Source organism: Saccharopolyspora antiqui (assembly GCF_052246905.1).
GTDB lineage: Bacteria > Actinomycetota > Actinomycetes > Mycobacteriales > Pseudonocardiaceae > Saccharopolyspora.
Genome location: NZ_JBQQBO010000001.1, coordinates 595,307 through 620,032 on the forward strand (window position 1 = coordinate 595,307; position 24,726 = coordinate 620,032).

19 protein-coding genes are annotated in these 24,726 nt (G+C 66.7%); 9 read left to right on the top strand and 10 right to left on the bottom strand.

The genetic code is table 11. The annotated features are described in order from the left end of the window. Window positions 1–138 precede the first annotated feature (138 nt). The 3 genes from ACTWQN_RS02690 to ACTWQN_RS02700 all read right to left on the bottom strand — a co-directional run bounded on the left by ACTWQN_RS02690 (window position 139) and on the right by ACTWQN_RS02700 (window position 8,111). Entirely contained in the window at window positions 139–2,355 is a 2,217-nt protein-coding gene (locus ACTWQN_RS02690) for a pentapeptide repeat-containing protein (protein WP_443201685.1), read from the bottom strand. A 120-nt stretch (window positions 2,356–2,475) separates the two neighbouring features. Beyond that, window positions 2,476–4,122, bottom strand: coding sequence for a hypothetical protein (locus ACTWQN_RS02695; RefSeq protein ID WP_443201686.1), 1,647 nt, complete (start codon window positions 4,120–4,122; stop codon window positions 2,476–2,478). Window positions 4,123–4,166: 44 nt separating this feature from the next. After that, window positions 4,167–8,111: a hypothetical protein gene (locus tag ACTWQN_RS02700; protein WP_443201687.1), complete on the bottom strand. Its 3,945-nt coding sequence runs from the start codon at window positions 8,109–8,111 to the stop codon at window positions 4,167–4,169. A gap of 463 nt (window positions 8,112–8,574) precedes the next feature. Here ACTWQN_RS02700 and ACTWQN_RS02705 point away from each other — a divergent pair, with 463 nt between their 5' ends. Further along, window positions 8,575–8,970: a hypothetical protein gene (locus ACTWQN_RS02705; protein ID WP_443201688.1), complete on the top strand. Its 396-nt coding sequence runs from the start codon at window positions 8,575–8,577 to the stop codon at window positions 8,968–8,970. A gap of 19 nt (window positions 8,971–8,989) precedes the next feature. Next, complete coding sequence (locus ACTWQN_RS02710; protein WP_443201689.1) at window positions 8,990–9,724, top strand: methyltransferase; 735 nt, start codon at window positions 8,990–8,992, stop codon at window positions 9,722–9,724. A 48-nt stretch (window positions 9,725–9,772) separates the two neighbouring features. Here ACTWQN_RS02710 and ACTWQN_RS02715 read toward each other — a convergent pair whose 3' ends face one another. After that, window positions 9,773–10,732: a metal ABC transporter solute-binding protein, Zn/Mn family gene (locus ACTWQN_RS02715; protein WP_443201690.1), complete on the bottom strand. Its 960-nt coding sequence runs from the start codon at window positions 10,730–10,732 to the stop codon at window positions 9,773–9,775. A gap of 112 nt (window positions 10,733–10,844) precedes the next feature. Here ACTWQN_RS02715 and ACTWQN_RS02720 point away from each other — a divergent pair, with 112 nt between their 5' ends. From ACTWQN_RS02720 to arfA, 5 genes are all read left to right on the top strand, one after another. After that, entirely contained in the window at window positions 10,845–11,150 is a 306-nt protein-coding gene (locus ACTWQN_RS02720; RefSeq protein WP_443201691.1) for a hypothetical protein, read from the top strand. Beyond that, window positions 11,147–12,157 (top strand): CobW family GTP-binding protein, encoded by a 1,011-nt coding sequence (locus ACTWQN_RS02725; protein ID WP_443201692.1) that lies wholly within the window; start codon window positions 11,147–11,149, stop codon window positions 12,155–12,157. The genes ACTWQN_RS02720 and ACTWQN_RS02725 overlap by 4 nt, the downstream gene beginning before the upstream one ends. Beyond that, window positions 12,121–13,200, top strand: a complete 1,080-nt coding sequence (locus tag ACTWQN_RS02730) for a WD40 repeat domain-containing protein (RefSeq protein WP_443201693.1) — start codon at window positions 12,121–12,123, stop codon at window positions 13,198–13,200. Before ACTWQN_RS02725 ends, ACTWQN_RS02730 begins: the two co-directional genes overlap by 37 nt. A gap of 287 nt (window positions 13,201–13,487) precedes the next feature. Further along, window positions 13,488–14,867: a glycoside hydrolase family 2 protein gene (locus ACTWQN_RS02735; protein WP_443201694.1), complete on the top strand. Its 1,380-nt coding sequence runs from the start codon at window positions 13,488–13,490 to the stop codon at window positions 14,865–14,867. Window positions 14,868–15,017: 150 nt separating this feature from the next. After that, entirely contained in the window at window positions 15,018–16,541 is a 1,524-nt protein-coding gene (gene arfA / locus ACTWQN_RS02740) for an arabinosylfuranosidase ArfA (protein WP_443201695.1), read from the top strand. A gap of 42 nt (window positions 16,542–16,583) precedes the next feature. Here arfA and ACTWQN_RS02745 read toward each other — a convergent pair whose 3' ends face one another. The 3 genes from ACTWQN_RS02745 to ACTWQN_RS02755 all read right to left on the bottom strand — a co-directional run bounded on the left by ACTWQN_RS02745 (window position 16,584) and on the right by ACTWQN_RS02755 (window position 20,671). After that, entirely contained in the window at window positions 16,584–17,657 is a 1,074-nt protein-coding gene (locus ACTWQN_RS02745; RefSeq protein ID WP_443201696.1) for a WxL protein peptidoglycan domain-containing protein, read from the bottom strand. Between the two features lie 146 nt (window positions 17,658–17,803). Beyond that, window positions 17,804–19,258, bottom strand: a complete 1,455-nt coding sequence (locus tag ACTWQN_RS02750) for a purple acid phosphatase family protein (RefSeq protein WP_443201697.1) — start codon at window positions 19,256–19,258, stop codon at window positions 17,804–17,806. Between the two features lie 210 nt (window positions 19,259–19,468). Further along, window positions 19,469–20,671: a HupE/UreJ family protein gene (locus ACTWQN_RS02755; RefSeq protein WP_443201698.1), complete on the bottom strand. Its 1,203-nt coding sequence runs from the start codon at window positions 20,669–20,671 to the stop codon at window positions 19,469–19,471. Window positions 20,672–20,847: 176 nt separating this feature from the next. Between ACTWQN_RS02755 and ACTWQN_RS02760 the strand changes: the two genes are divergently transcribed. Beyond that, window positions 20,848–21,522 (top strand): type 1 periplasmic-binding domain-containing protein, encoded by a 675-nt coding sequence (locus ACTWQN_RS02760; protein WP_443201699.1) that lies wholly within the window; start codon window positions 20,848–20,850, stop codon window positions 21,520–21,522. A 158-nt stretch (window positions 21,523–21,680) separates the two neighbouring features. Beyond that, window positions 21,681–22,553: an alpha/beta fold hydrolase gene (locus tag ACTWQN_RS02765; RefSeq protein WP_443201700.1), complete on the top strand. Its 873-nt coding sequence runs from the start codon at window positions 21,681–21,683 to the stop codon at window positions 22,551–22,553. A gap of 425 nt (window positions 22,554–22,978) precedes the next feature. Here the strand turns inward: ACTWQN_RS02765 and ACTWQN_RS02770 are convergent, their stop codons facing one another. Genes ACTWQN_RS02770 through ACTWQN_RS02780 form a run of 3 tightly spaced genes read right to left on the bottom strand, consistent with a single transcriptional unit; the run spans window position 22,979 to window position 24,444 of the window. Then, window positions 22,979–23,620 carry a hypothetical protein gene (locus tag ACTWQN_RS02770; protein ID WP_443201701.1) on the bottom strand — a complete coding sequence of 214 codons (642 nt, stop codon included), beginning with the start codon at window positions 23,618–23,620 and terminating at the stop codon, window positions 22,979–22,981. After that, complete coding sequence (locus ACTWQN_RS02775; protein WP_443201702.1) at window positions 23,617–23,970, bottom strand: YbaB/EbfC family nucleoid-associated protein; 354 nt, start codon at window positions 23,968–23,970, stop codon at window positions 23,617–23,619. The genes ACTWQN_RS02770 and ACTWQN_RS02775 overlap by 4 nt, the downstream gene beginning before the upstream one ends. Before the next feature lie 30 nt (window positions 23,971–24,000). After that, complete coding sequence (locus ACTWQN_RS02780) at window positions 24,001–24,444, bottom strand: WXG100 family type VII secretion target (protein ID WP_443201703.1); 444 nt, start codon at window positions 24,442–24,444, stop codon at window positions 24,001–24,003. Window positions 24,445–24,726: the final 282 nt, after the last annotated feature.

A 24,726-nucleotide genomic window follows, 5' to 3' on the forward strand; every position in this document is an offset into this window, starting at 1 on the left:
ATTCCGGCAGCGACGGCCTCTGCTCACCTTCGCTGGCGCGGAACTGGCCGGTGCCGCAGTCGGTGGTGCTGGCGCGGCGAGCACCTTCCAAGCGATCGCAGGACGCGCTGGCGTCGGTGTGGCCGTTCGAGGTGCGGTTCAGCGCAGGGCGGTTGAGCGAGCCGTGAACAGCAACCGCAGCGTCAACCAGGCGTTGTTCTTCGACGCCGAGATCGGGAACCCGTTGGGAGCGACGGACTCCGCGTCGAGGGCCTTGTCGAGGTTCGTGGTGGTGCCGAAGGAGAACTCACCGATTTGGTTCGTCCAGTCGCGAAGCTTGACCAAAGGGCTGCCGTAGACCGGTAGCGACCCGTCCGGCTCCGGGTGGATCCGCAGCGACGTGTAGGTCGCGCGGGCGAGCGGCGTGGCGCTTGCATCCGGCGTTACCTCGTAACCGCTCTCGGCTGTGATCGGCGCGTCCTTCACGAGTTTGCAGCCGTTCTGGGAGAACTCCTGGACCAGTGCCGGAGATGCCTTGGTCCCGTTCAGGAGGTGCTTCTTGCTCGCCGGGATGCCGAATCTCGGCGAGGTTTCGGCATCCGCGTAGACGTTCAGGTTGGCACCGGCCTGGCGGACGCGGTAGCTCCGCGGCGCGCCGGGATCGGTGCAGGCACCGTTGTTCAGCTTCCAGCCCTGGCGCGAGATGAGCTGCGGGCTGTTGCCGAGCGGATGGCCCGCAGCGGCGAACTTGGGTGCGAGCTGGCCGATGCCGCTCTGGGTGAGGTGCTGCTTGTCGTTCGGTGCGAGTTCGAACAGGGGGACTCCGAGGTCCAGCGCCACGGCCGCGTCGAGCAGCAGGACCGCGGTGAACTTGGCCTCGGTGAAGTCCGTTCCGAGCAGGAGCGCGCCCTCCAGGGAGCAGGGGCGGTGGCTCGCTCCCTGCCCGAGGGTGCTGCCGCGCAGTTTGGCCTGCACCAGCACGGTGGCGGACAGGTCTGCGCCGGACAGCTGCGCCTGGCTGAGGTCGAGGCTCGCGAGGAGACCACCGGCGAGGCTGGCGTCTTCCAGATCGGCGTGGGCTAGCGTCGCGGGCGCGCCGAACCAGGCGATACCGCGCAGGTCGGCGCCGACGAGCACTGCCTTCGTGGCTTTCGTGCGTCGGCAGACCGCGCCACGCAGCACCGCTGGGCGCTGCCGCTGCGTCGATCGGAACACGTCGATCCCGCCGCTGCGGAACACGAGGTCGTACGGGCCTGCGGGATCGGTGATGCGCCAGCGGGCGCCGCTTCGCACGACCGCCACCGGGGACTCCGGCTTGAGCTGCGCGGAGTGCTTCTTGAACTCGTCCTGCAGCGCCTTTTGCGGGTACGGCTTGGTGTCGAGGTCGGACTTGAAGCTCTCCGCGATCTGGAAGAGGAAGGTCCGCGATCCGAGTTGGGCTCGGCTGAGGTCGGCGTCGGTGAGATCGGCGTGGGCCAGGCAGGCACCTTCTCCTCGGATGTCTTGCAGCGAGGCGCTTCTCAGACTTGCTCCGGGCGCGATGACGTCGGTCAGCACGGCGCCGTCCAACTTGGTCTTGTCCAGGTTCGCGTCGGCCAGGAACGCCCCGGCGAGGGTGGCTTGGTTGAGGACGAGTCCGCTGAGGTTCGCCCCGCGCAGGTCTGCGCCCGCCAGGTTGGCCCCGGTGCAGTCGAGCGGGGTCGGTTGGCCCCCGAGCGTTGCGCCGACCGCCGAGCACTTGGTGAGGATGATGGACCGGGCCTGTTTCGGGGCGCCCCAGCAGGCGCCGTCGAGCTTGGCGCCGGAGAGGTCCGCTTGGTCCAGGTCCGCTTCGCGGAACGTGCTCTTGGCCAGAATCGCGTTGCGCAGGACCGTTTTCGCGAGGGTCGCCTTGGTGAACGTCGCCCCGGTGAGATCCGCGTCGGTGAAGTCCGCCGAGCTCGCGTCCACTCCGGTGAAGTCCGCATTGGTCAGCGGCGCACCGCGCAGGTCGTAGCCGCGAGCGGTCTTGCTGCTCTGGATCACCGTGAGCGAGGGCGTCACGACGGTCGGGGTGAAGGAGCCGCTGGTCCCCTCGTTTATGTTGAGGATGCTCCTGTCACCGCCGTAGGAGATGTCTTTCCAATTCGTCCCGTCGTAGACCTGCCAGGTCGAGCCCGCCGGGTTTCCGCCCAGCTTCAACGCGGATGCCTTCGCCGCGCTTTCGTCCAGCAGCAGCCATCCGGTGTCGGGATCCAACATCACCCAGTACTTCGCGGCGATCTGGACGTAGCAGTTGCCGTTGGGACCGGTCAGCAGCATGCAGAGCTCGTTGGGTCCGGCGGCGCTGGCGCTCATGGACGCGACCCGCTTCTTCGGCTGCTTCGACGTCAACACCGAGAGATATTTCGACGTTGTCGAACGGAACGTGCTCTTTCCACCGAACATCGCCTGCGACACGGACACAGCTGGTTTCCTTCCACCCGCCGATCGAAGTCAGGAACTCACCGCCGCGGATCACTGCTTGTACTGGACGTTCGCCCGGATCGCCACGTACTCCTGCTGAATGCTCAGATTGGCGCTGCTGAAGAGGAACTTGAAGTCCTTCATGATCGGGATGGGCGCACCCACCTTGCCCATCTTCTCCAGGATCTCCCGATACTTGGTTTCTCCGGACACCGGCCAAACCGTCTCTCCGAAACCCTTCGCGTTGAACTTGGGGATGGTGGTGGACAGGAAGTCGGCTTTGAACTTGGCCGCGGTGAACTTGTACTGCAGTGTCTGCACCTTCTGGTCGTTCGTGACCCCCAGCTGAAGCCCCTGCAAGACATCGTCGCGCTTGACCTGGAAGACGAGGTTGGGCAGCGGATTCTGTCCGGTTTGCACCGTCAGGGTGAACTTGAGATCGCTCTTGACGGCCATTCCGGGAGCTTTGGAAGCCTCCTTGATCTTGCTCAGGTACTGCGTCAACTTGGCTTCGGCAACGGTCTTCTCCAGATCGGCCACATCCACGTAGGCGTCGCCAACCCACCCGTCGAGCGTTGAATGCGTGTTGGTCGGCAAGGACGTCTTCAACGAGGCCACGACGGTGCCGGTGAAGATCCACACTTCCTGGAACTTCGTCCGGGGCCAATCTTGCGGATCGATGTCGGCGTGCATCACGTAACCCGCGTTCGCGTACGGCTTGAACCCGATGACGTTTTCGTACGTCTTGCACTTGAGGACGTATTCGTTCGGATGCAGGTCCTGGGGCTTCAGGCTCTTGTTGAGCAGCCCGGACTTCCAGTAGGCCCAGTGCAGGGCGTCCACCTCGTAGTCGCTGACGTAGACGTGCAGGTGCTCGGGGTCGGCAACGGTGGGCAACGGGACCTTGTTCGGCTTGGGCTGGGGGTACTCCGTCCCCTTGTAGGTCACCCTCCCCAGGACCCCGATCTGGATGCCGTTGTTGTTCGGGAAGGTGATCTTGTCGTCGCCCAGCCCGAAGTCGTACTTGATGTCCGCGGTCAGATTCCCGCTGGCCGGGATCGATTGCAGGAGTGTTTTGACCTCGTTGGTGAGCAGCTTCTTGAAGTCGATCTTCGTGGCGGCCTTGACCGTTCGCTCGTTCACCCCGCCCGAAATGAGTCCCCACTTCTGCATCTGAACGGCACTTTCTTTCGGAATGTTCGGCTTCAGACCTTCCGGGACGACCGTGGTATCAATCACTTTCAAGTCGTAGGTGTTGCTCGCCGATTGGTACTCGAACTTGGTCTTGATGGTCGCGGTGAGCTTGTCGTAGCGCGGCTCGTACTTGACGTCTTCGCGCTTCATCGGCATATTCGGGCCGCAACCCTTTTGTCCGCAGTTCATGACCTTGTAGTACTCGTCCCACCGAAACTTGATTCCGAAGTTCTTGGCCGACAGCTTGATGGCGAAGGTGCCGTCGGCCTCCTGAATGATGTCGTCGAGCTCGGGGTTGAAATCCTTCATCTCCCCCTTCGAGAGCTTCACCTTGAACTCCGTGTAGTGGTTGCTGAACCCGATTCCGGTCGCGGTGAAGTCCGGGATGGGAATCTCGGCGTCCTCCGGTTTGATGGACTTGAGGTTCGACGTCAAGTCCTTGGTGACCTTTTCCGTGAAGAACTTGATCCCCGGTTTTCCGATCGCGAGCGTCAGCGCCTGCATGGCAAATCCTCCAACAGCAGAAAGGGAAGCTCGATTCAGCGGTGTCAGGCGGGCACGGCGTAGACCTGGATTCCGTCCCCGGCGCGGTAGGCGTGGTAGATCGTCGTGTTGTCCTTTACCTGCCAGGAGCCCTCTTTGTCCTTGACGATGACGTAGGCATCGTTGCTGAGGCTGATCCCCTTCTCCTTGAACGCTTTCGCGACCTCACCGATGTTCTTGTCGTTGAGGTGCTGCTGCGCCGACAGCGGCAGTTCGAACAGCGGCGGGGTGGGTTCCCACGTCGCCAGCCCCGGTTGCGGGCCTTGTCCGGTCCGGGCCAGCTTCTCGAAGTTGAGCGCGAACAGGTTGCGGAACTCGTCGACCGCGATCTTTCCCGCGACGATGTTCTGCGGCTTCTTGGTCACGTTCTTGTCCGGTGTGCGGCAGACGAACTTCCCGTCTGGTCCGTAGATGTCGAGCAGGTAGTCCTCGCTGTTCAAGCCCTGGTTGAGCTGGGCGAGGACGTAGATGTAGCCGCGGTTTTCGACCGCCATGTCCAGGTACAGCGCCGAGATGGCGCCCTGCTTCAGGGGGAAGTAGGACAAACAGGTCTGCACCAGCGTCTTCCCCGGCTCGGCGGTGGACGGCGTGAGCCGCCACGCCTGCCCCTTGTCGTGGTCGATGACCAACCACTGGCGGCCCGGCTGCTCGGTCCGGACCTCGACCTGGGCCAATCGCTCGTTGACGGTGAGCGCGGTGTCGTTCTTGCTGATGTGCCAGGCGCGTCCGCGCGGATCGGTGATCTGCCAGGATTCGCTGGTTTTGAGGACCGTCAGCTTGGTGTTCTGCTGCGGATCGGTGGGGGCGTCGTTGTCGAAGGCCAGCTCGATCCCGAGCACGCTGAGCGCGATGTCAACGGCGTTGTCCGGCGAGATGCTGCCGCTGTTGAGGGACGTTGTCAGCTTGGCGTCGGTGTCGGAAACAGCGCCGACGGACAGCACGCCCGCGTCGATGAGCTTCGACTCCAGGACGGCAGGGACCTTGCCGGTGTCCAGGTCCGAGCTGACGTCGCTCGTGTTGAGGCTGAACAGCGGCTCGGTGGGGGTGAAGGAGGGAACCGGGTTGCCCTTCGTGTCGAAGGCCTGGACGCGGTGGTTCTCGGACTCCAGAACCAGGATGCGACCGTCGGGGGTGACCGAAAGCGCCTTCGGCCCCTGCATGAGCCCCTGCCGCAGGCCCTGCCCGGACACCACGAGCGCCTCGGGAGCCTTGTTGTCGTCGACCGCTGCGGACGGCAGTTCCAGCAGGGCGAGCTTGTGCTCCCGCCACGAACAGCCGATCACCATGCGGTTCGGGTGGATCGCGAGCGCGTCGATGTTGGTGAGCGGAAAACGCCCCCAGCTCTTGGGGTTTCCGCTCAGCCCCATACCGCTCTTGCCGTCTCCCAGCAGGACCTGTCGCAGGTGCATGCCGCCATCTCGGGGGTCGAGGATGAAGTTGGTCTGGTCGATTTCCTTGGGTTTGGCCGGGTTCGGCTGCGGCGAGTAGGCCACTGCGGGCTGAGCCGTGAAACCGAGGTCACTGGTCTGCAGCCGTGACGCCGGGTCCGTCAGCGCGGAGATGTTCTGCACCCGGTAGAGCTGCTTGTTGCTGACCGGTTGCTTTCGGTTGTCCGGGTGAACGTTTTGACCGGACGCCCGCCATGCGTAGCCGAGTTGGAAACCCGTGTTGTTGATCGTGAGCCCCACGAGGTCGCACAAGGTGCCGGAGTCACCGCAGTCCAGCCCTTTCCGGGTCGTGCTGGCCGGGTCGCCGGTTTGCCAGGCGAGCTTGCCGCTTTGCTCCACGAGGCGCTGCTTGTGCACGTACTGGGTATCGGGGGCCAACGGCACGAGACGTTCCGTGATCGTCTGCTCACCGAAGTCCAGCTCGGTGTTCTTGTTCGGTTTCGCGTCGACCCAGTCGCTCTGCCATGAACCTGCCAGCCAGCCCTTCTCGCTGTAGACCCCGGCGATGATCCGGCACTTGCCCCCGGCGGGCACCTTCTTGAAGGACACCTTGATGGGCGTGTTGTTGGTCGTCGCCGACATCGATCCGGTGACCTCGTGGTTCGTGCCGTCCTTGTACTGCAACGTCACCTGGTATCGCCGCGCCACCGAAGGCCAGACCGCGGTTCCCGGATTGCCCGCCTCGCCGTGCCTGGGGTCCGGTTTGAGCGTGAGGGAAACGTCCAAGGCCCGGGTGATGCGCACCCGCACGCAGGCGGGCGAGGACAGCACCTCGCCGGTCGTGACCGCTAGATCAACGGCGTTGATACCCGCGGTGATGAGCTGCATCGCCCACCCGGCCGGGCCGAACGCCTTCGTGAACGCCGCGCTGCCGAGCTTCGCCGCCAGGTAGATGCCGAGTTTTTCGGCCGCTTTGGTGGTGGCGAAGCTGAGCACGAAGTTGCCGAGCCCCAGCAACATCTGCTTGGTCAGCCCCAGGGCGTACCCGGCCAGGACCCCGCCTCCGGCGATCGGAAGGCCGAACGTGATCGCGGCTTTGGTCAGGGTTTCGTCCTTCAGGATCTTCTTGAGAATGCCGCTGTTCTTGAACGCGGCACCGGCCACCATGAACACGATGGGCAGCCCGTACTGCCACAAGCCCGTCAGGATGGCACCCCGCCAGCTGACCTCCTTCTCCCAGTCGGTGCTGCCGAGACTGCCGAACAGCAGCTCGACCGAGGTCGCGCCGTTCATGTCGAACTTGAGCTCGGTCGGGCTCGTCGGAATCGGGACCCCGAGCAGCGAATCGGTGGCCGACACCGAGCAGAGCGTGGTCAGGTTCCCCTGCGGCTTGCCGTTGGCGTCGTAGAGCTGGTAACCGGCGTACAGGGTCCGCAGGTACGAGTTGTAGGCATCGATGCGGAACTTGTCGGAACCGTCGATGCTCAGCTTGGCGAGGTCGATCCCGTGGTGGTTGGTGCGTTCCTTGATCGTCCAGTGGTAGGCCGTTCCACCAGCTTCTTCCACCGCGTCCGCAACATCCCCCGACTCGGCGAGAAGGCCGTATCCCCCACTCGTGCTCGTGCTTGCCGCACCCACCACGACGGTGCTGACCGTGCCCGCCTCGCGGCGCAGCGCGCTCGTACCAGGCGTCGGGGTCCAGACCTTGTTGCGCAGCCGGAGATCGTCAGCGGCGGTTCGACGCGCACCGCGGCTGGCGGCTGCCGCGGCGTTGAGGACGTTGTCGGCCAACTTGTAGGTGTAGAGCTGCTGTCCCGCGGCGAACTCGCCCACCTTGATCTCGGACTTGACCTTCTCGCCCTTGGGGTTGGTGCACTCGACGGTCTTGGACCAGTTCGCGCCCGCCTTGGTGATCTCGTTGGCCAGCAGCTTCATCGCGTTGTACTGGTTGGGGTTGACCTCGGCCCCGGGCTGGATGTGATCGTCGAGCACGATCCGCACCGTGCCCGGCCGCACGCTCGCGATCTCCGGATGGTGCGCGACCAGTGCTCCGGCGGTGCTCATCGCGGTGATCACCTGTTGGCTCTCGACCAGGCACCGGACGACCGCCGCCGGGTCGCTCGGGAACGCGGTGATGCCCAGCCAGTTGAGCCTGCCGTTGAGCAGCACGGCGCGATCGTCCCCGGGCAGTGCCGAGATCCCCGGGTCTGCCAGCACACGGGCGTAGTGCTCGTGCAGCAGATCTCGCGGGAGGAGAACTCCCATCGCGATCACGTCGTCCAAGTGAACTCCGGCCGGGCCGGGGCGGACCACGTGGACGAACCCCACCGCGTCGCCGTCCAAGTGGTGATCATCGATCTCGGCGAAGTGGGACAGTCCGGGACCCGGGGTCTGGTCGGGAGTCAGCGGAACATCGAGCATGGACAAAAGCGGGTGATCGTCGTGGGCAGCCTGGAGAGTGGTGTTGCCGTGGGCCTCCAGCTCGTATTCGGTCCCCTGCACGGAGACGCGAAGATCGCTGGTGTCTGCCAGATGGGTCAGATCGAAGTGGAAGCGGACCACGCTAATCTCCTTGCGGCTCGAACACGGAGCAGGGCAGCAGAAAACTCCGGCAATTCGCATCATCGATCGATGAGGACAGGTCGTCGGGGAAACTCACGGCAAGTCTCAACATGGCACACGCAGCGAAGATCAGCAGACCCACACCGAGTCCTTGACCGACACGAGTGAGAAAACGGGCTGACTCGGGAAATTCATATTAAGGACCCGTACAACAACGACTCTCGCGAAAAGAATTCAGAACGCGACGCAAAGGTCCGACGCACCCGATCGAAATCGCCAACTACGTCTACGCATTCCTCCCACTCGCCCCCGAAGCCGCGACCATCGCGCTGGCCTGTCGACCCGGGTGCTCGCCGCCCCGCCGCACGACGTCGCGCGAAGGCGGTCCGGCGGGGGTTCTCGAACTAAACGACAATGGTTATCATTGTGTTTTAGCTTGCTGGAAGACACGAGGGGGGCGGGCATGGATCGGCAGCCACGTCGCAACGGCGCAGACGTCGCCGGGTTCACGGTCGTGCTGTGCGACAACTGCGAGCACGGTGGGGATCTGCCCGTCCTGTCGAACCTGCGGGAAGTCATCCGCCGCTGCCCCCACGGCGTGCTGATCCGAGCCCGCTGCCCGCTCGGCCGCCTGTGGTGCCACACCAGGAAAACCGCAGGACCATCCGCCGGGCACGTCGTCCTGGTGCAGCCGTGCACCAGCACCCGCAGACCGGTGGGCGCGGTCATCCCGGTCGGCCCGGTGCGCAGCACCGAAGACCTGGCCGCGCTGGCCCGCTGGCTCGAATCCACCCCGCTCAGCCCCGCCGAGCTCCCCCGGCGGCTGCGTGAAATCCCGCGCCACACCAACTCGAACTGAAAGCACAGCGAGGAGTCTCGTGACCGACGAATACGCCGAATCAGCGGAGTTCATCGATATCCTGATCGGCCCGCACTGGAACCACCTCGGGCCCGCGCTGACCGATGCGATCAAGGACATCGGTCCGGGCACCGGGCCGGTTGTGGACATCGGCGCCGGTAGTGGCCGCGGAACCGCTGTGATCGGGGATGCGCTGCCCGATGCCGAGATCTTCGCGGTGGAACCGTCCGCCGGAATCCGCTCGGCACTGCTGGCCAAGGTCAACGCGCACGACGCCCTGCGCTCCAGAGTTACCGTCCTGCCGGAAGAATTCCTGGACAGCCGCCTGCCCGACCGCATCGGCGTGGTGGTCGCGATGAACGTCATCGGCCACTTCTCCCCCGCCGAGCGGGCCGAGATCTGGTCGCTGCTGGCCCGGCGGCTCGCACCGAACGGACGCGCGGTGCTCAACCTCCAGCCCCCGTCCGACCCCGTGTCCGTACCCGACACCCTGACCAGCACCGTCCACATCGGACGGCGGAGGTACGAGGGCTGGGCGCGGGCCGAGCCCGCCGAAGACGGCACGCTCACCTGGCACATGACCTACCGCACTTTCCAGGACGACGAACTCGTCGACGAGCGCGAGGTCAGCTACTCCTGGCACCCGATCTCCGAACCGCAGCTGCGGGCAGAACTCGACCAGGCGGGTTTCCGCCTTCTCGCCCTGCAACCGGCGGATCTCGGCATGTACGCCATCACCTGGACCGACGCGTAGCACCCCGGCGCGGAAAGCCGGGGGCAGCAGCCCTGCCCCCGGCACCGTTCACGCCAGGCCCTCGGCGTTGCCGAGCGCGGCGACCTGGGAGCTCATCCACCGCAGGTAGCTCTGCCCGGCGGGCAGGGTTTCGGTCACCGTGACCACGGGAATGCGCGCTCGTTCGGCGCGCACGCGAAGTCCGACGGTCACCGCGGATTCCGTCTGCGGGTTGAACAGCAGCGCGGTGACTTGCCGCGCATCCAGCGCGTCCTGGATTTCGGCGACGGCCGCGGCAGGTGGATCGTTGCCGACCTCCACCGCGTCGACGAAGCTGTCCGGCGTGATGTCGCTGAGCCCGGATTCCTCGATCAGGTAGAACGCGACCGGCTCGGTGGCGACCACTTTGGCGCCCTGGCGCGCGGTCGCGATTCGGTGGGCCTGGTCGTCCAGTTGTCCCACACCGGCGCGGAAGCGCGCCGCGTTCGCGGTGAATTCCGGCGCTTTCGCGGGTTCCAGCTTGCTCAGCTCGGCCGCCACCTGGTCGGCCACGGCGTCGACGGAGCGGAAGTCGTACCAGAAGTGCTCGTTGATCGAGTGATCGTGGGAGTGACCGCGGTCTTCCGCCGACTTCGGCTCGACCGCAGGTCGCGCCGGTTCGTGCGCGAAAGCGGCGGCTTCCACGGTCGGCTTGCCGCGCGGGCCCGCACCCAGGATCTTCTCGACGAACTCGTCATACCCGCCGCCGTTGAACACCACGAGATCAGCCTCCGCGACCTTCGCCGCGTCTTCCGGACTGCTCTCGTAGGCGTGCGGGTTGACGACCGGGTTGCTGATCAGCGGCTGGACGTCGACGGCGCCCCCGCCGACTTCCCGCACGACGCTCGCCCAGACGTTGGTGGAGGTAACGACGACGAGCCTGCCATCGTCGGCGCCAGGCGCGGGTTGGGTGCCACCGCATCCGGCCAGCGCCAGAACCGCACCAGCGGTCACGACGGCCGCGGACCTGCGACGTTCCCGGATCCACATGAAGTTGCTCCTCGGATCTTGATCCCCCAGTGAACGGTTTGCACCCCGAAGCCTATATGAAAATGGTTGTCGTTATCATCTAGGCTGTGGTTGCCGACGGGTGCGAGGTGCGATGAGCGAAGCGTTGAACCGACTCCTGGGACGTTCGAGCCGACCCGACCCGGCGCGCGCGGACCAAGCCGCGGAAATCGCCGACCTGGTGCGCGTCACCCTCGACCTCGCCCCGCAGGCGGCGGTGACCGTCCAGCAACTGGCCTGCGCCGAGCCCGGATGCCCGCCCATCGAGACCAAGATCGCGGTCCTGGGCGATGGTTCGGGGCGCCGCTGGACGATTCACGCCCCGATGTCCGAAGTGGACGAACAGGCCGTCCGCGAAATCCTGACCACCCAACCCGAAGGGGAGAACTCACCACGATGAGCATTACCGACGCCCGAGTACCAGTCACCGTGCTCACCGGATTCCTCGGATCCGGCAAGACCACGCTGCTCAACCGGATCCTCACCGAGCACCACGGCATGCGCATCGCCGTGATCGAGAACGAGTTCGGCGAAGTCGGTATCGACGACGGCCTGGTGCTCGACGCCGAAGAAGAGGTCTTCGAGATGAACAACGGCTGCATCTGCTGCACCGTGCGCGGCGACCTGATCCGCATCCTGGGCGCGCTGCTCAAACGCAAGGACCGCTTCGACGCGATCCTCGTCGAGACCACCGGCCTCGCCGACCCGGCCCCGGTCGCGCAGACCTTCTTCGTCGACGACACGCTGCGCACCCGGCTGCGCCTGGACGCGATCGTGACGGTGGTCGACGCCAAGCACATCATCGCCCACCTCGACGATGAGAAGCCCGAAGGCACCGAGAACGAGGCCGTCGAGCAGCTCGCCTTCGCCGACCGGGTGGTGCTGAACAAGACCGACCTCGTCGGCGCGGCCGAGACCGAGGAGGTCCGGCGCCGGATCCACGGCATCAACGCCGGAGTGCGGATCCTGCCCGCCCAGCACGCCGACGTCGATCTCAGCGACGTGCTGGGGGTGCACGCCTTCGACCTGGACCGGATCCTCGCGGACGAGCCGGAGTTCCTCATCGACAGCGATCACCAGCACGATCTCTCGGTGACCAGCGTGGGCATCGAGGCCGACGGGGCGGTCAACGTCGAGAAGCTCAACGAGTGGCTGGGCGCGCTGCTCGGCGAGCGCGGCGCGGATCTGTTCCGCAGCAAGGGAATCCTGAACCTGGTCGACTCCGAGCAGCGCTACGTCTTCCAAGGCGTGCACATGCTGCACGACGGCGATCTCGGCGCGCCCTGGCGGGACGGAGAACCGCGGCGGAACCGGATGGTGTTCATCGGCCGCAACCTCGACCGCGAACAGCTGGAACAGGAGTTCCGAGCATGCCTGGAACCGGATACCTCGGGAGCGTCCGCATGACCGCGCTCGCGAACAATTCGTCGCTGCGGCCCCGCTGGCAGGTCGAAGTCGGTGAGCCCGTGGTCGCTCTCGACGTGCTGCCGGGCGGCCCCAGCACGCCGGATTCCCTGGTGGCCGGTGGTTCCGAAGGCGTGCTCCGGGTCTTCGACCCCGACGGAACGCTGCGATACGAGCGGGACCTCGACGACGCCCTGCTCGCCATCGCCGCCAGCCCGGACGCGACGCGGATCGCCGCGCTGGGCATGGGCAGCCTGCGGCTGTGGGGCGCCACCGACGGCGCGGTGCTGCACAGCGAGGGCGCCGGGTGGTCGGCATCGGCGGCATGGGACAGGCGCTCGCAGTACCTCGCCGTCGCCGACGGCCGACGAGTTCGGGTGCTGGATCGCTCCGGCACGACGCGCTGGAGCTCCGCGCCGCTGACCAGCACCGTGACCAACGTGCTGTGGCCCCGGGGTCGCCGTCGCGTCGCGGCGTCGACCTACCGGGGCGTGACGATCTTCGAGCCGGAAACCGGCCGGATCACCAACACCCTGGACGCGCCGGGGGCGATCTCCGGGCTGACCGCCGCGCCGAACGGGCGCTGGGTCGTCGGCGGCAGCCAGGACGCGACGCTGCACGGCTGGAAGGTCGCCGACGGCTCGGACTTCCGGATGTCGGGCTTCCCCGCCACGGTTTCCCAGCTGGCCTTCGAAGACGGCGGCCGGTGGCTGGCCTGCGAATCCGCGGAAGTCCTCACCTGCTGGGACTTCTCCGGTGCCGGACCGACCGGCCGTCCCGGTGTCGTGCTGACCGGCCACCAGTCCGCGGTCACCGCGTTCGCCTGGGTACCGGGCCACCGGCAGACGCTCATCAGCGGCGACCAGGACGGCAACGTGCTGGTGTGGCGAATCGGCCCCGCCACCAAACCGGGCCACGAACTCCGCCCGGTCGGCGGGGCCCGCGACGACGACCCGGTCACCGCGATCATCGTGGACCACACCGGCCCGGCAACCGTCTACATCGGACGAAGGTCCGGCCGGGTCGATGCCCTGGCCATCAGCTGACCCGCATTGGCACGGTTACCTGGCGTTGACCGCTCCGCGACGCTGCGTTAACATCCTAAGCCGTTCAGCGCGTGAGAGGTTGTTCACACATCTGAATACGCGAGGTGCTGTTGTGCTCCGCTTTCCGTTCTCCCGCTGGCATGTTCTCCTCGCTGTCCTGTCGATGCTCTTGGTGCTCACCGCACTCTCGCCGACGACGCCACCTGCCGACGCGGCACCCGGCGGGCGCGAGCACGTCGATCTCAACGCGGACTGGCGATTCACCCGCACCGATGTTCCGAACGCGCATGCGCCGACCTTCGACGACCGGCAGTGGTCGACGGTCACCGTGCCGCACACCTGGAACGCCGAAGACGGCCAGGACGGCGGCGGCGACTTACCATCAGATCCCGAATCCCCACCTGTGGCAGGGAAAATCCGATCCGTACCTGTACCGCGCCATCGTCGAGGTGATCGACGCCGACAGCGGATCCGTCACCGAAGCCGTCACCAACCCGCTGGGCCTGCGTTCGTACCGCATCGACGCCAACTTGGGATTGTTCCTAAACGGTCGGCACGTCCCGCTGCACGGCGTCAACGCACATCAGGACCGCCTGGACAAAGGATGGGCGGTTTCCGCGTCCGACCGGGTCCAGGACTTCGACCTGATGGACGAGATGGGCGTCAACGCGCTGCGAACCGCGCACTACCAGCAGGCGCCGCAGGTGTACGAACTCGCCGACCAACGCGGTTACCTCGTGTGGACCGAGGTGCCGTTGGTCGACGAGATCACCGACGGCGACGCGTTTCGCGCGAACATCCAGCAGCAGCTCGTGGAAATGGTGCGGCAGAACTACAACCACCCATCGATCCTGTTCTGGGGCATCGGAAACGAGCAGCGGACCAACGACGCGGCGACGAACGAGGTCCTGGACGGCTTGGCGGGGCTGGTGCGCAGCGAGGATCCCGACCGCCTGTCCACCTACGCGACCAACCAGGGCGACACCGACGAGCTGGCCAACCACACCGACGTCATCGGCTACAACAAGTACTACGGCTGGTACGACACCTCGGAGCTCGGGCCCGGCGCGTGGGCCGATCAGCTGCACGCCAAGGATCCCGGCCGAAGGATGAGCATCAGCGAGTACGGCGCCGGGGCGAGCGTGCTGCACCACGAGGAGGATCCCGAGCCCCCGGTGACCGACGGCGAATGGCATCCCGAGGAGTACCAGAGCCTCGTCCACGAGCAGTCCTGGAAGGAGATCGCGAGCCGCCCCTTCCTGTGGGGGACGTTCGTGTGGAACATGTTCGACTTCGCTTCCGACGGCCGCGCGGAAGGCGACACCCCGGGGCGCAACGACAAGGGTCTGGTCACCTTCGACCGGGCCACGAAGAAGGATTCGTTCTTCTGGTACAAGGCGAACTGGACGACCACCCCCTTCGTCCACCTGACCAGCAAGCGGTGGACCAACCGCAGCGATGCCACGACGACCGTCAAGGTCTACGGGACGGTTGATTCGGTGACCCTGACGGTCAACGGCGTCTCGATGGGCGCGAGGACGTCGTCGGACCACATCTACACCTGGCCTGACGTGCGGCTGTCGACCGGGGCGAACGACGTCGTGGTCACCGGAACCCGCGACGGGGCAACGCACACCGACACCGCGACCTGGTACGTCGGCGAGTGATCGTCCACAAAGGATCGATGTGCCCGCGCGGCGGCCGCGTCTCCAGAGCATCATGGCCGTGGTGATCTTCCGCTGCCCGGCTTCGTGCTGTTCGACTTATCGCCCACCATGGTCTGGGCGCTGAAGACCCGTCTCAACCGGGAGGATGCCATGAACGCCCATGCGGACCGAGCCGAAGCCGAGCTGACCGTCGACCCCGCCTTCGCGGTGGGCGAGGTCGATCCGCGCCTGTTCGGCTCCTTCGTCGAGCACCTGGGCCGATGCGTCTACACCGGACTCCACGAACCGGAGCACCCCACGGCTGGCGCGGACGGCCTGCGCCGGGACGTGCTGGAGCTGGTGCGTGAGCTGGGTGTGACGCTCGTCCGGTACCCGGGCGGCAACTTCGTGTCCGGCTACCGGTGGGAGGACGGCGTTGGACAGGTGGCCGAGCGGCCGCGCCGCCTCGACCCGGCGTGGCGCTCGATCGAGACCAACGAGTTCGGGCTCAACGAGTTCATGCGGTTCACCGAAGTCGCCGGTGTGGAGCCGATGATGGCGCTGAACCTGGGCACCCGCGGTCCGCAGGAGGCGCGCGAACTCCTGGAGTACTGCAACCACCCCGGCGGCACCGCGTGGTCGGAGCTGCGCCGCTCGCACGGCGTGCCCGAGCCGCACGGAATCCGCTTGTGGTGCTTGGGCAACGAACTGGACGGACCGTGGCAGCTGGGCCACAAGACCGCCGAGGAATACGGCCGGGTCGCCGCCGAGGCAGCACGCATCATGCGGATGACGGACCCGAACGTCCGGTTGGTCGCCTGCGGCAGCTCGAACTCGTCGATGCCGACGTTCGCCGCGTGGGAAGGCACCGTGCTCCAGCATGCGTACGAACACGTGGACTACGTCTCGTTGCACGCTTACTACGAAGAGGTCGACGGCGATGTGGACAGCTTCCTAGCGTCGGCCGAGGACATGGCGCACTCCATCGACTCCGTGGTCGCCACCTGCGATCACGTCCGCGCGAAGCTGCGCAGCAAGAAGCGCCTCCAGCTGTCCTTCGACGAGTGGAACGTCTGGTACCGCAGGCGGCGGGATCCCGCGACCGAGCCGGCGTGGGAGATCGCCCCGCGCCTGCTGGAGGACAGCTACACGGTCACCGACGCGGTCGTGGTGGGAAGCCTCCTGGTGACCCTGCTGCGGCACTGCGACCGGGTCGCCGTCGCCTGCCTCGCGCAGCTGGTCAACGTGATCGCTCCGATCATGACCGAGCCCGGCGGCGCGGCGTGGCGGCAAACCACCTTCTACCCCTTCGCGGACGCGGCACGGCACGGACGGGGCCGGGTGCTGCGAACCGAACCGCGCTCCACCCGCCACGAGACCGCGGATTACGGCGAGGTCGACCTGCTGCACTCCGCCGCGGTGCAGGAGGACGACGACACGATCACGCTGTTCGCCGTCAACCGCAGCACCAACCGACCGCTCGACCTCGTCGCCGACCTGCGCGCGGCGGGTGCCTCGCGCGTGCTGGAGCACCGCGTGCTCACCGACACCGACCGCCATGCCCGCAACACCGCGCGGCAGCCCGACCGGGTCCGGCCAACGCGGCTCACCGGCGCGAGCATCGACCGCGGCGTCCTCACCGCAGCGCTCCCGCCGCTGTCCTGGAACGTCCTCCGCATCACCGCCGCGACCTGACCGCTGGTGCGGCGTTGGCCCCACGACGTCAGTGCGAGTCGGCTACTGGTCGGAGGTCTCGCGGGCGCGAACCTCCGGCGCGCCGGTGTCCTCGGCGCGATTGTTCTTGCGCAGCTTGGCCTTCCTGCGGCGGCGTCGGGAAACGACGATCACGACGACGAGCCCGCACAGGGCGACGACGAGCAGCAGCACCCAGGTGATGGCCCAGGCGTGCGCCGTGGTCTCGACGGCGGCGAGGGGGGCGGTCGAGCCCGACGCGTCGGTGAGCAGCGGGACGAGGCTGACCGTCCCGGTGAGCAGCAGAGTGGGAGCCACGCCGTGGACCGGCGCGGAGACCTTCCAGGTGTCGCCCGGCAGCAGCTCGGGCGAGTCGTCGACCTGCTCCGAAGAGACGCCCCAGAGCCCGAAGGGGCCGGAAACGGACGCTGCTTGCCGAGCCTTGACGATGGCGTTGCCGGTGTTGCGGATCGTGTAAGTGACGGTGGCGTCGCCGTCCCCGACCGGGTTGGGCGTGCCCGGGTAGTGCACGCGCAGGTCCTCGACCGACAGGCCCGGGTTGAGTTCCCCACCTACGCGCAGCCGGATCCGGATGCCGCGACGTTGCTCCACGTTGCCCCGATCCCCAGCACCGGCCTGCGTCAGCGAAGTGACGATGCCGCCCATGTGGTCGCCGGGCGTGGCGTTGTCCGGAAGCGCGACGGTGAACGGCACCTCGACGGTCTCGCCGGGCTGGATCGTCAGGTGGTCTCGGCCCGGGTGGACCCAGGCGCCCACACCGGTTGACGTCGCGTCCTTCGGGACGAGGTCGAGCTGGCCCGCGTCGGTGGTGAACGCGTCGGCGGCGTACACGGCCAGGTCCAGCGGCGTGGTGCCGTGGTTGACGACCACCAGACCGTCAGCGAGCTGCCCGCCCGGGTTGAGGGTGTAGCTGTAGTTCTGCCGGTCGGCCCCGAAGTCGTTGGAGCCCGTCCGGACCGTCCATGGGACGTCGCCGTCCGCCGCCGAAGCGGGTCCCGCCCCCAATCCGACGAGGCTGATCGCAGCCAGCAGCACAACGGCGGCGGCGTGGACGAGGGTTCCGGCTGATGTGGTCGGACGCGGTCTGAACGGGTGCATCTGGTGATCCTCGGGCAGTTCGGGAGCGGCGGGATGGAAAACGCGCGGTGGGGTGGGCACTCGACGGTGCCCACCCCACCGGGTGGAGCGGCCGGATCAGCTCAGCGCGGTGAGCGCGGGAGTCCCGGCGCCGCTCCTCGGTCGTTCTACTGAAGCCAGGCGGATTCAGCAGGGGCGGGCGCCTGCGCACCGGCCTGGTTGCCGTGGTTGCCGTTGTTGCGGTGGATCACAACCTTGTCGACGGCGGAACCGACGGGCTGAGCAGCGCTGGCGCCGCTGTTCGGGCCGCACCACGACTCCTGGCCCAGCTCCACCGCGGCGTTGGGGGCATCGCAGGTGCCGCTGCGGAGGTTCTCGACGACGAGCTTGTCGCCGAGCACCTGGACCTTCACGTAGGTGCGGACGTGCTCCTGGTTCTCGACCGAGTTGGCCCAGTGGCTGTTGGGGTTCAGCGGGTCGGGGCCGTAGTTCGGGTCCTTGGTCGGGTCCGGAGCGGTGAGGTCGTAGTACTTCGAACCCGACGCGGAGTTCGCCGTCACGTAGATGACGCCGCCTGGGCCCTGCTGCACCTGGGTGGCACCGGGCTGCTCGTCCGGGTTCGCCTTCTGACCGTTCTTGATCACGTAACTACGGGAGTAGCTGTGGTCGTGCCCCTGCAGGACCAGGTCGACGCCGAGCTTCGAGAACGCGGTCGGGAAGTCCTGGCGGCGCAGCTGGTTGTCGCCGTCGTTCGCGTGCGAGGCTGGCGAGTAGATCGAGTGGTGGTAGACGAGCACCGTGTGCTCGGCTTCGGCGCCGTGCGCGTTGATGACGTCGGTGACGTAGCCGATGTGCGCCGCGTCAGCGCCGTTGGCGTAGGCGTTGCTGTTGAGGTCGATGAACAGGACGCCCTTGTAGATGTACCAGTAGTCGCCGCCGGACCGGGTGTCGGGGCTGCCGTTGTAGAACGGCGCCGAACGGTCGGTGTTCGGGGTCCAGAAGTGCTGCTCGTAGGCCTTGCCGCCGACGTCGTGGTTGCCGATGGTGGCGGCCCACGGGTACTGGCGCAGCTTGTCGGGGGCGAGGAACGCGTTCCACTGCGTCTCGGTGTTGGCGGACTCGACCTGGTCGCCACCCGAGACCAGCAGCTCCGCGTTCGGGTTCGCCGAGAGGGCGACGTTCAGCGTGTCCGCCCAGCCAGCGCCGTCCTTCGCCACGTCACCGGACGAGCCGATCTGCGGGTCGCCGAAGAACAGGAAGTCAAAGTTGCCCTTGAAGTCCTGCGTCTTGAAGGAGTACGCCGGGGACCAGCTGTCCGCGGTGCCGACGCGGTAGGAGTACGAGGTTTTCTGCTGCAGGCCGTCGATCGCCGCGTGACCGTTGAAGCCGCCGTTGACGCTGTTGGCGGCGATGGTGGCCGGGAAGGTGACCGCGTCCGCGGGGAACTGGCCGTCGACGAGCTTGGCCGTCGGAGCGATCTGCACGACCTGCGGGGTGCCGACCGAGGAGTACCAGCTGACGACGCGCTGGGCCTCGGTGGCGCCGACGCCCAGGACGATGCCGGTCGGCGTCGCGGCATCGTCGGCGTGGGCCGCGGTCACCAGGCCGCTGCCGAACGCCACGGTGACACCCATGACTGCCGCGACGGCGCCCCGAGCGACGCGTCGTCGAACAGGCCCGGAGACCTGTGTCGAATTGATGAACTTCATCGAGTTTCCGCTCGTTCCGAATCGGAGTGATGTTGAAAAGCGTTGCCAGCGTTAACGGCGTCGATGTGGTCCAGGTGAATTTGGACGGTCGGGCGGGTTGCGCGAGCCGGAAGACCGGAAGTGTCAGACTCCGAGAACGCGCTGCACGAACCACGCCAGGCCCATCGCGCAAACACCCGCTGCGATCACCCCGGTGGTCCACCGCGCCGCGACCGGTGCGCGGCGGCGCAGCAGTGCGAGCAGCGGGAAGACGGCCGCGATGATCGCCAGCTGCACGACCTCGATACCCACGTTGAAGACCAGCAGCGACCACAGCAGCGACCACGACCAGGCCGCCTCGATCCCCAATGCCCCGGCGAAACCGAGTCCGTGCACGAGACCGAAGCAGAAGGTCACCGCCAGCCGGGTCCAGCCCACCCGGTCCAAGCTGAGGTGACCCGCCGTCCCGAGATCGTTGGTACCCCGCCAGAGCCGCCACAGCGGCCAGCCCGCGACGACCGCGATCGACAGGGCGATGACCGGTTCGACGAACGAAGCGGGCACCCGCACGAAACCGAGAGCGGCGATGATGAAGGTCACCGAGTGGGCGAGCGTGAACGTCGTCGCCGCCAGCACGATCTCGCGCAGCCGGCGTGATCCCGCGATCAGCGCCAACAGGAACAGGATGTGGTCGAGCCCGGTGAGCAGGTGCTCCGCTCCGAGCCGGAAGAATTCCCAGAACCGCTCGGGCAGGGATTGCTGCGTGGAAAACGATGGCTGCTGCGCGTCGAGGGCGGCGCTGCCGGATTTCAGGTCGAGGTCGTAGGTGACGATCGTCTTGGTGTCGCGCACGTAGCCCTCGGAGTCCGGGAACAGCCCGCTGCGCACCTCGTGCGCATCAGCGGATTCCGGGCACCGGTAATCGAGGATCAACTGCGCGTACGGGACGCCGTCGCGTTGCTCGATCGCGAAGTCGCCGTCCTGCGCCGGGGTGCACGCCGCCCCCGGAACTGCGACGCCGAAGCGCTCGGTCACGTACTTGACGACCGAGTCGGCGTGCGCGTCGAGCGCGGCGGCCTGCGCGGCCGAGTCCCGAGCCTCGAACGCCGCGTTGCCCTCCCGGAAGAGCGGATCATCCCGCTCGTAGTCGGCGGCCGAGACGACGAGCAGGTCGTACTCCAGCCCGAGTTCGACGCGGACGTGCCCGGTCTCGGCGGAGGTGACATCGACGTAGGCGGTCGAGGTGAAGCCGTGCGCGAGAGCGGGCACGGCGTTCAGCACGACGGCCGCGGCCGCGACAGCGGTCGCGACGACGACGTGAGCACGACGTCGGAGAAGGCGCGGCATGAACTCCTCTTCCTGTTGTCCGACCGCAGACTGCTCCAAGTAGGTGAACGAATGGCGGTCCAAGAACGAACAAGCGGCGACCGGATCTCGACGGAGACACGCAGCGCATCGCAATCGGCTGGCAATCGGGGTAGGAAGGAGGCGACCTTCTCACCACCCCTCGGAGGACGATCTCCTTGCGCTCGCGACTTCGAGTCGCCGGGACGCTGGCCGCGGCAGCCGCGGTCGCCGTGCTCGTCAGCGGATGCGGCTCCCCCGACGACTGGTCCCGACCGCACGCCAAGCCCACCCCGGTCGGCGCCCTCGGCCCCGGATTCGTCGACCCCGCCGCACCGCCCACCCCGGAGGCGACGATCACGCCGAGCCCCGGCTCCTGGACCGGGGTCCATCCGTCGCCGGGCTACCGCGTGGTGCTGCTAACCGCAGGAGACGACCCCCAGACCAAGACCCTCGTGACCGCCGTGACGGAGTGGGCCGAGGCGGAGCACGTCAGCCTCAAGACCATCACCGCCGCCGGGTCCGAGAAGTTCATCCCGAGCATCACCCAGGCCCTCGACCTGGCGCCCGACCTCATCATCAGCGCGGGCAACGACCTCATCGATCCGCTGGCCATGGTGACGCCCAACCACCTCGATCAGCAGTTCCTCGTCGTCGGCGCCGAATTGGCCGAACCCACCGCGAACGTCACCGCGGCAGACTGGGCGGGCGCTTCCTACCGCGGTGAGGGTCTCGGCATGTCCTCGACGTACGACCCCGACTCGTTCACCCCCGAGCGCACCGCAGCCGCCGTCCGCGCTGGCGTCGCCAGCGTGCTGAACGGCCTGACCGGAATCGTCATCTGGCTCGACTGAGAAGGCGCGCCGGGAAGGCGATTCGCATGACCACGGCCCTCGACGATGTCCGCGCGCTCGACGAGCAAGACCTGCTCGGCCGTCGGATGTCGGGGCGCGGACGTAGGGTTCGATGAGTTCACGACGCGGATGGGGTCGATACGGTCATGGCTGCACAGATGCTTGAAACTCCCGAGGTCGACCTCGTCTACGACGTCCACGGCCCGTTGCCCACCGCTGACGGGCGCCCACCGCTGGTCATGATCGGCCAGCCGATGGACGCCACCGGATTCCGCGAGTTGGCCTCGCACTTCCCCGACCGCACCGTGGTCACCTACGACCCGCGCGGCCTCGGCCGCAGCACCCGCAAAGAAGGCCGGATCGACCACGACCCCAGGATCCAGGCCACCGACGTGCACGCCGTCATCGAGGCGCTCGGTGCGGGCCCGGTCGAGATGTTCGCCAGCAGCGGCGGTGCGGTGACCGCACTCGCCATCGTGGCGGCATACCCCGACGACGTGACCACCCTGGTGGCGCACGAACCGCCGCTCATCCCACTGCTCCCCGACGCCCGGGCCGTCGAGCGCGCCCAGACCGGTATCCGCGACGCCTACGAGAACAGGGGCTGGGGTGCGGGTATGGCAGCCTTCATCACGATGACCTCGTGGCAGGGCGAGTTCACCGACGACTACTTCGCGCAGCCCGCGCCGGACCCCGCCGCGTTCGGAATGCCCACCGAGGACGACGGCTCCCGCGACGACCCGCTGCTCTCCGACCGGTCTTCGGCGGTCACCAGCTACCGACCCGACGTCGACGCGCTCGCCGCGGCGCGCACGCGGATCGTGATCGCTGTCGGCGAGGAATCCCGGGACGTCCTCACCGGACGCACCGCGGTGGCGACGGCCGAGCTGCTCGGCCAGCAGGCGGCGGTGTTCCCGAGCCACCACGGCGGCTTCCTCGGCGGCGAGTTCGGCTACGCCGGGCAACCCGAGGCCTTCGCGCGCAAACTCCGCGAAGTCCTCGACGACGCCAGCTGCGATCAGGGTCTGTAATGGGAACGGTGTTTCCTCGATGGCATCGAACACACCGCATGATCGTAGTGAGCAGAGACCCCGCGTAGATATGGCCGAAGTGCCAAGAAACTGCCAGTAATCGATCACTAAAGACGTGCGCCAACGACAAGCAACGCGTCTTTCAGTTCCTGCTTTTATGCAGGTGACGGCAGGTGGGCAAACAACACCAAGTGTCGGCGACCATGGATACGAGATCAGAAGGTTTGGTGTTCGCGTCTGTTCCAGCCGGTCGGAGTTGGCGACGGCCGGAGCTCGCAGGATGTCGGGTTCTAGTGCACTTTAGGTGCACAAAACAATGTAAAAATTCCGAAGGCTCTCAAGATCATTACGGGACAGGATTCAGGGACTTGAACCTTTTCTACTCAGCTGCTGCCGAAGCGAAGCGCGGGATGCGCGCCTCGCGGTTACCTCGGCTCGCCGAGCTTGGCTGCAACCTGCCGCGCAAGGTCACGAGTAGTCGCCTCGTGCTCGGCTTGTGGAAGGTAGTCGTTGCCGAAGCCGCGACTTCCCCATCCGCGGTATTCGACCGTGACGTGGGCGTTCGCACAGCGGAAATCGACGGTGGCCACCTGGCTACCGGATGTCGGCTCCGGTCTGCCCGATCGGAAGCCGTGCCGGGACTCATCACAGATCACATCCGGCGGCTTGTCCGGAACCTGGCCGACGCGCCCCTTCATCCGATACCCGTCCTCCGCGGCACGGATGTCCGGGTCGCCGTCCTCGCTCACCGACACGCGGACAGTCACGCCGATCACCGCGTTCGCCGGAGGACTTCCCCATCGGGGCGGGTGGAAGGACTCCCATTCGCAGGTGCTGGACCGGGTCGTGTCCGTGTCTCCTGTCTTGGCGGTATTCGGGAACTGGACGGCCTCCGGACCGAGCTGCCCGACGATGCTGTGCTCCGGCAGCAGCGAGCAGGCACCCGGATCTTCGCGGTATCCCTTCGCAGGCTGCGAGCACGACGTGAGGAACACGACCATCCCGGCGAACAGCACGCCGAACCGGATGCCGCGCCCACCGACTGCGTATGCCCTCAGCTTGCTCATCGGAGCCACGCCAGGGGCCCCTCGTCCTCGTCCGGAAAGCCGCGCCGGGCAGCGCCGGGTTCGCGATGGTCTTCCGCCTCGTCCTCGAACTCCAGGTTCTCGGCCTTCCGACGCGCCTTCCTGGTCGCCTCCTGGAACGCCTGGATCAACCGCGCCTCGTCGCCTTCCAGAACACTGCCGGGTGTGATCCGGCAGCGTTCCGTCCTCCCGAGCGCATCCACCCACACCGTGATGTTCCGCGACGTCCCGGAAAAGCTCCCCTGCAGCACGGCTTCCGGATTGCGACGAGCCTTTTCGATGTTGCTCTCCAGCTGCCGCATCGCCTGGGCGAGCCGGTCTTCGATATCCATAGCCATGGCCCTCGATTTAAGCCAGCACCGTCAGTTCTTGATCGTCCGCATGACGACCGTGCACTCGTTGACGACTGCCTCAGCAGCCTTCTGGCGATCCTCGACCGCTTTGATCTGCGCTCCGGCGTAAGCCACCAAGGCCACCAGCGCACCGACGATGGCGACGATAATGCCGATCACCTTAGTCACAACCGGCTCCGGAGCGACGAGCAACGCGGTCAAGATTCCACCAATCGAAGTAAGAATCCCTCCTACCCCGGCAATCGTGGTCATCACATCGCCGACGGACTGCTCGAACTTGTCCGCCATGCCCGTCAGCGCCTTGGTGAGCTCGGCCAACGGTTGGGAGACGTCGTCCAAGGTGTTCTTTGCCTTGTCCGCCGCCGAGTTGAAGGCGATGAACGCTTCACCTTCCCAGCCGTTTTCGATGTAGCTCTTCGCAGAGACCTGTTGCGCTCTTGCGCCGCGTGTCACGTCTCGGCTACTACTCGTGACATGGTGACTGTCTGCGAGAGGTCAGAAGCTACGAGCGCTTTCACCGCTGCCACAACAGGATTCGCCGAGCTGGTAGCCAGAGTCCTGCCAAAGACCCGCAACGGCCGCAACGTCGTCTGAGCACCGGAGCGACCAGTGTCGATGCTCCAGGAAGACGCTTGCCAACGACACATGGAGAAGGTCGCACCGTACGGGCGATGGCCGACTTTTCACATTGTTTGCTGTTTCGCAGCTCCTAGCGCACTCGCTGCCTTGGTGAGG

What these genes read in the sequence shown, in the direction of transcription:
- ACTWQN_RS02765 (WP_443201700.1), top strand. Translation starts at nt 21,681, where the DNA reads ATGCTTGAAACTCCCGAGGTCGACCTCGTCTACGACGTCCACGGCCCG.
- ACTWQN_RS02735 (WP_443201694.1), top strand. Translation starts at nt 13,488, where the DNA reads ATGCGCCGACCTTCGACGACCGGCAGTGGTCGACGGTCACCGTGCCGC.
- ACTWQN_RS02775 (WP_443201702.1), bottom strand. Translation starts at nt 23,970, where the DNA reads ATGGATATCGAAGACCGGCTCGCCCAGGCGATGCGGCAGCTGGAGAGC.
- ACTWQN_RS02755 (WP_443201698.1), bottom strand. Translation starts at nt 20,671, where the DNA reads ATGCCGCGCCTTCTCCGACGTCGTGCTCACGTCGTCGTCGCGACCGCT.
- ACTWQN_RS02695 (WP_443201686.1), bottom strand. Translation starts at nt 4,122, where the DNA reads ATGCAGGCGCTGACGCTCGCGATCGGAAAACCGGGGATCAAGTTCTTC.
- arfA (WP_443201695.1), top strand. Translation starts at nt 15,018, where the DNA reads ATGAACGCCCATGCGGACCGAGCCGAAGCCGAGCTGACCGTCGACCCC.
- ACTWQN_RS02730 (WP_443201693.1), top strand. Translation starts at nt 12,121, where the DNA reads ATGCCTGGAACCGGATACCTCGGGAGCGTCCGCATGACCGCGCTCGCG.
- ACTWQN_RS02715 (WP_443201690.1), bottom strand. Translation starts at nt 10,732, where the DNA reads ATGTGGATCCGGGAACGTCGCAGGTCCGCGGCCGTCGTGACCGCTGGT.
- ACTWQN_RS02770 (WP_443201701.1), bottom strand. Translation starts at nt 23,620, where the DNA reads ATGAGCAAGCTGAGGGCATACGCAGTCGGTGGGCGCGGCATCCGGTTC.
- ACTWQN_RS02745 (WP_443201696.1), bottom strand. Translation starts at nt 17,657, where the DNA reads ATGCACCCGTTCAGACCGCGTCCGACCACATCAGCCGGAACCCTCGTC.
- ACTWQN_RS02725 (WP_443201692.1), top strand. Translation starts at nt 11,147, where the DNA reads ATGAGCATTACCGACGCCCGAGTACCAGTCACCGTGCTCACCGGATTC.
- ACTWQN_RS02705 (WP_443201688.1), top strand. Translation starts at nt 8,575, where the DNA reads ATGGATCGGCAGCCACGTCGCAACGGCGCAGACGTCGCCGGGTTCACG.
- ACTWQN_RS02720 (WP_443201691.1), top strand. Translation starts at nt 10,845, where the DNA reads ATGAGCGAAGCGTTGAACCGACTCCTGGGACGTTCGAGCCGACCCGAC.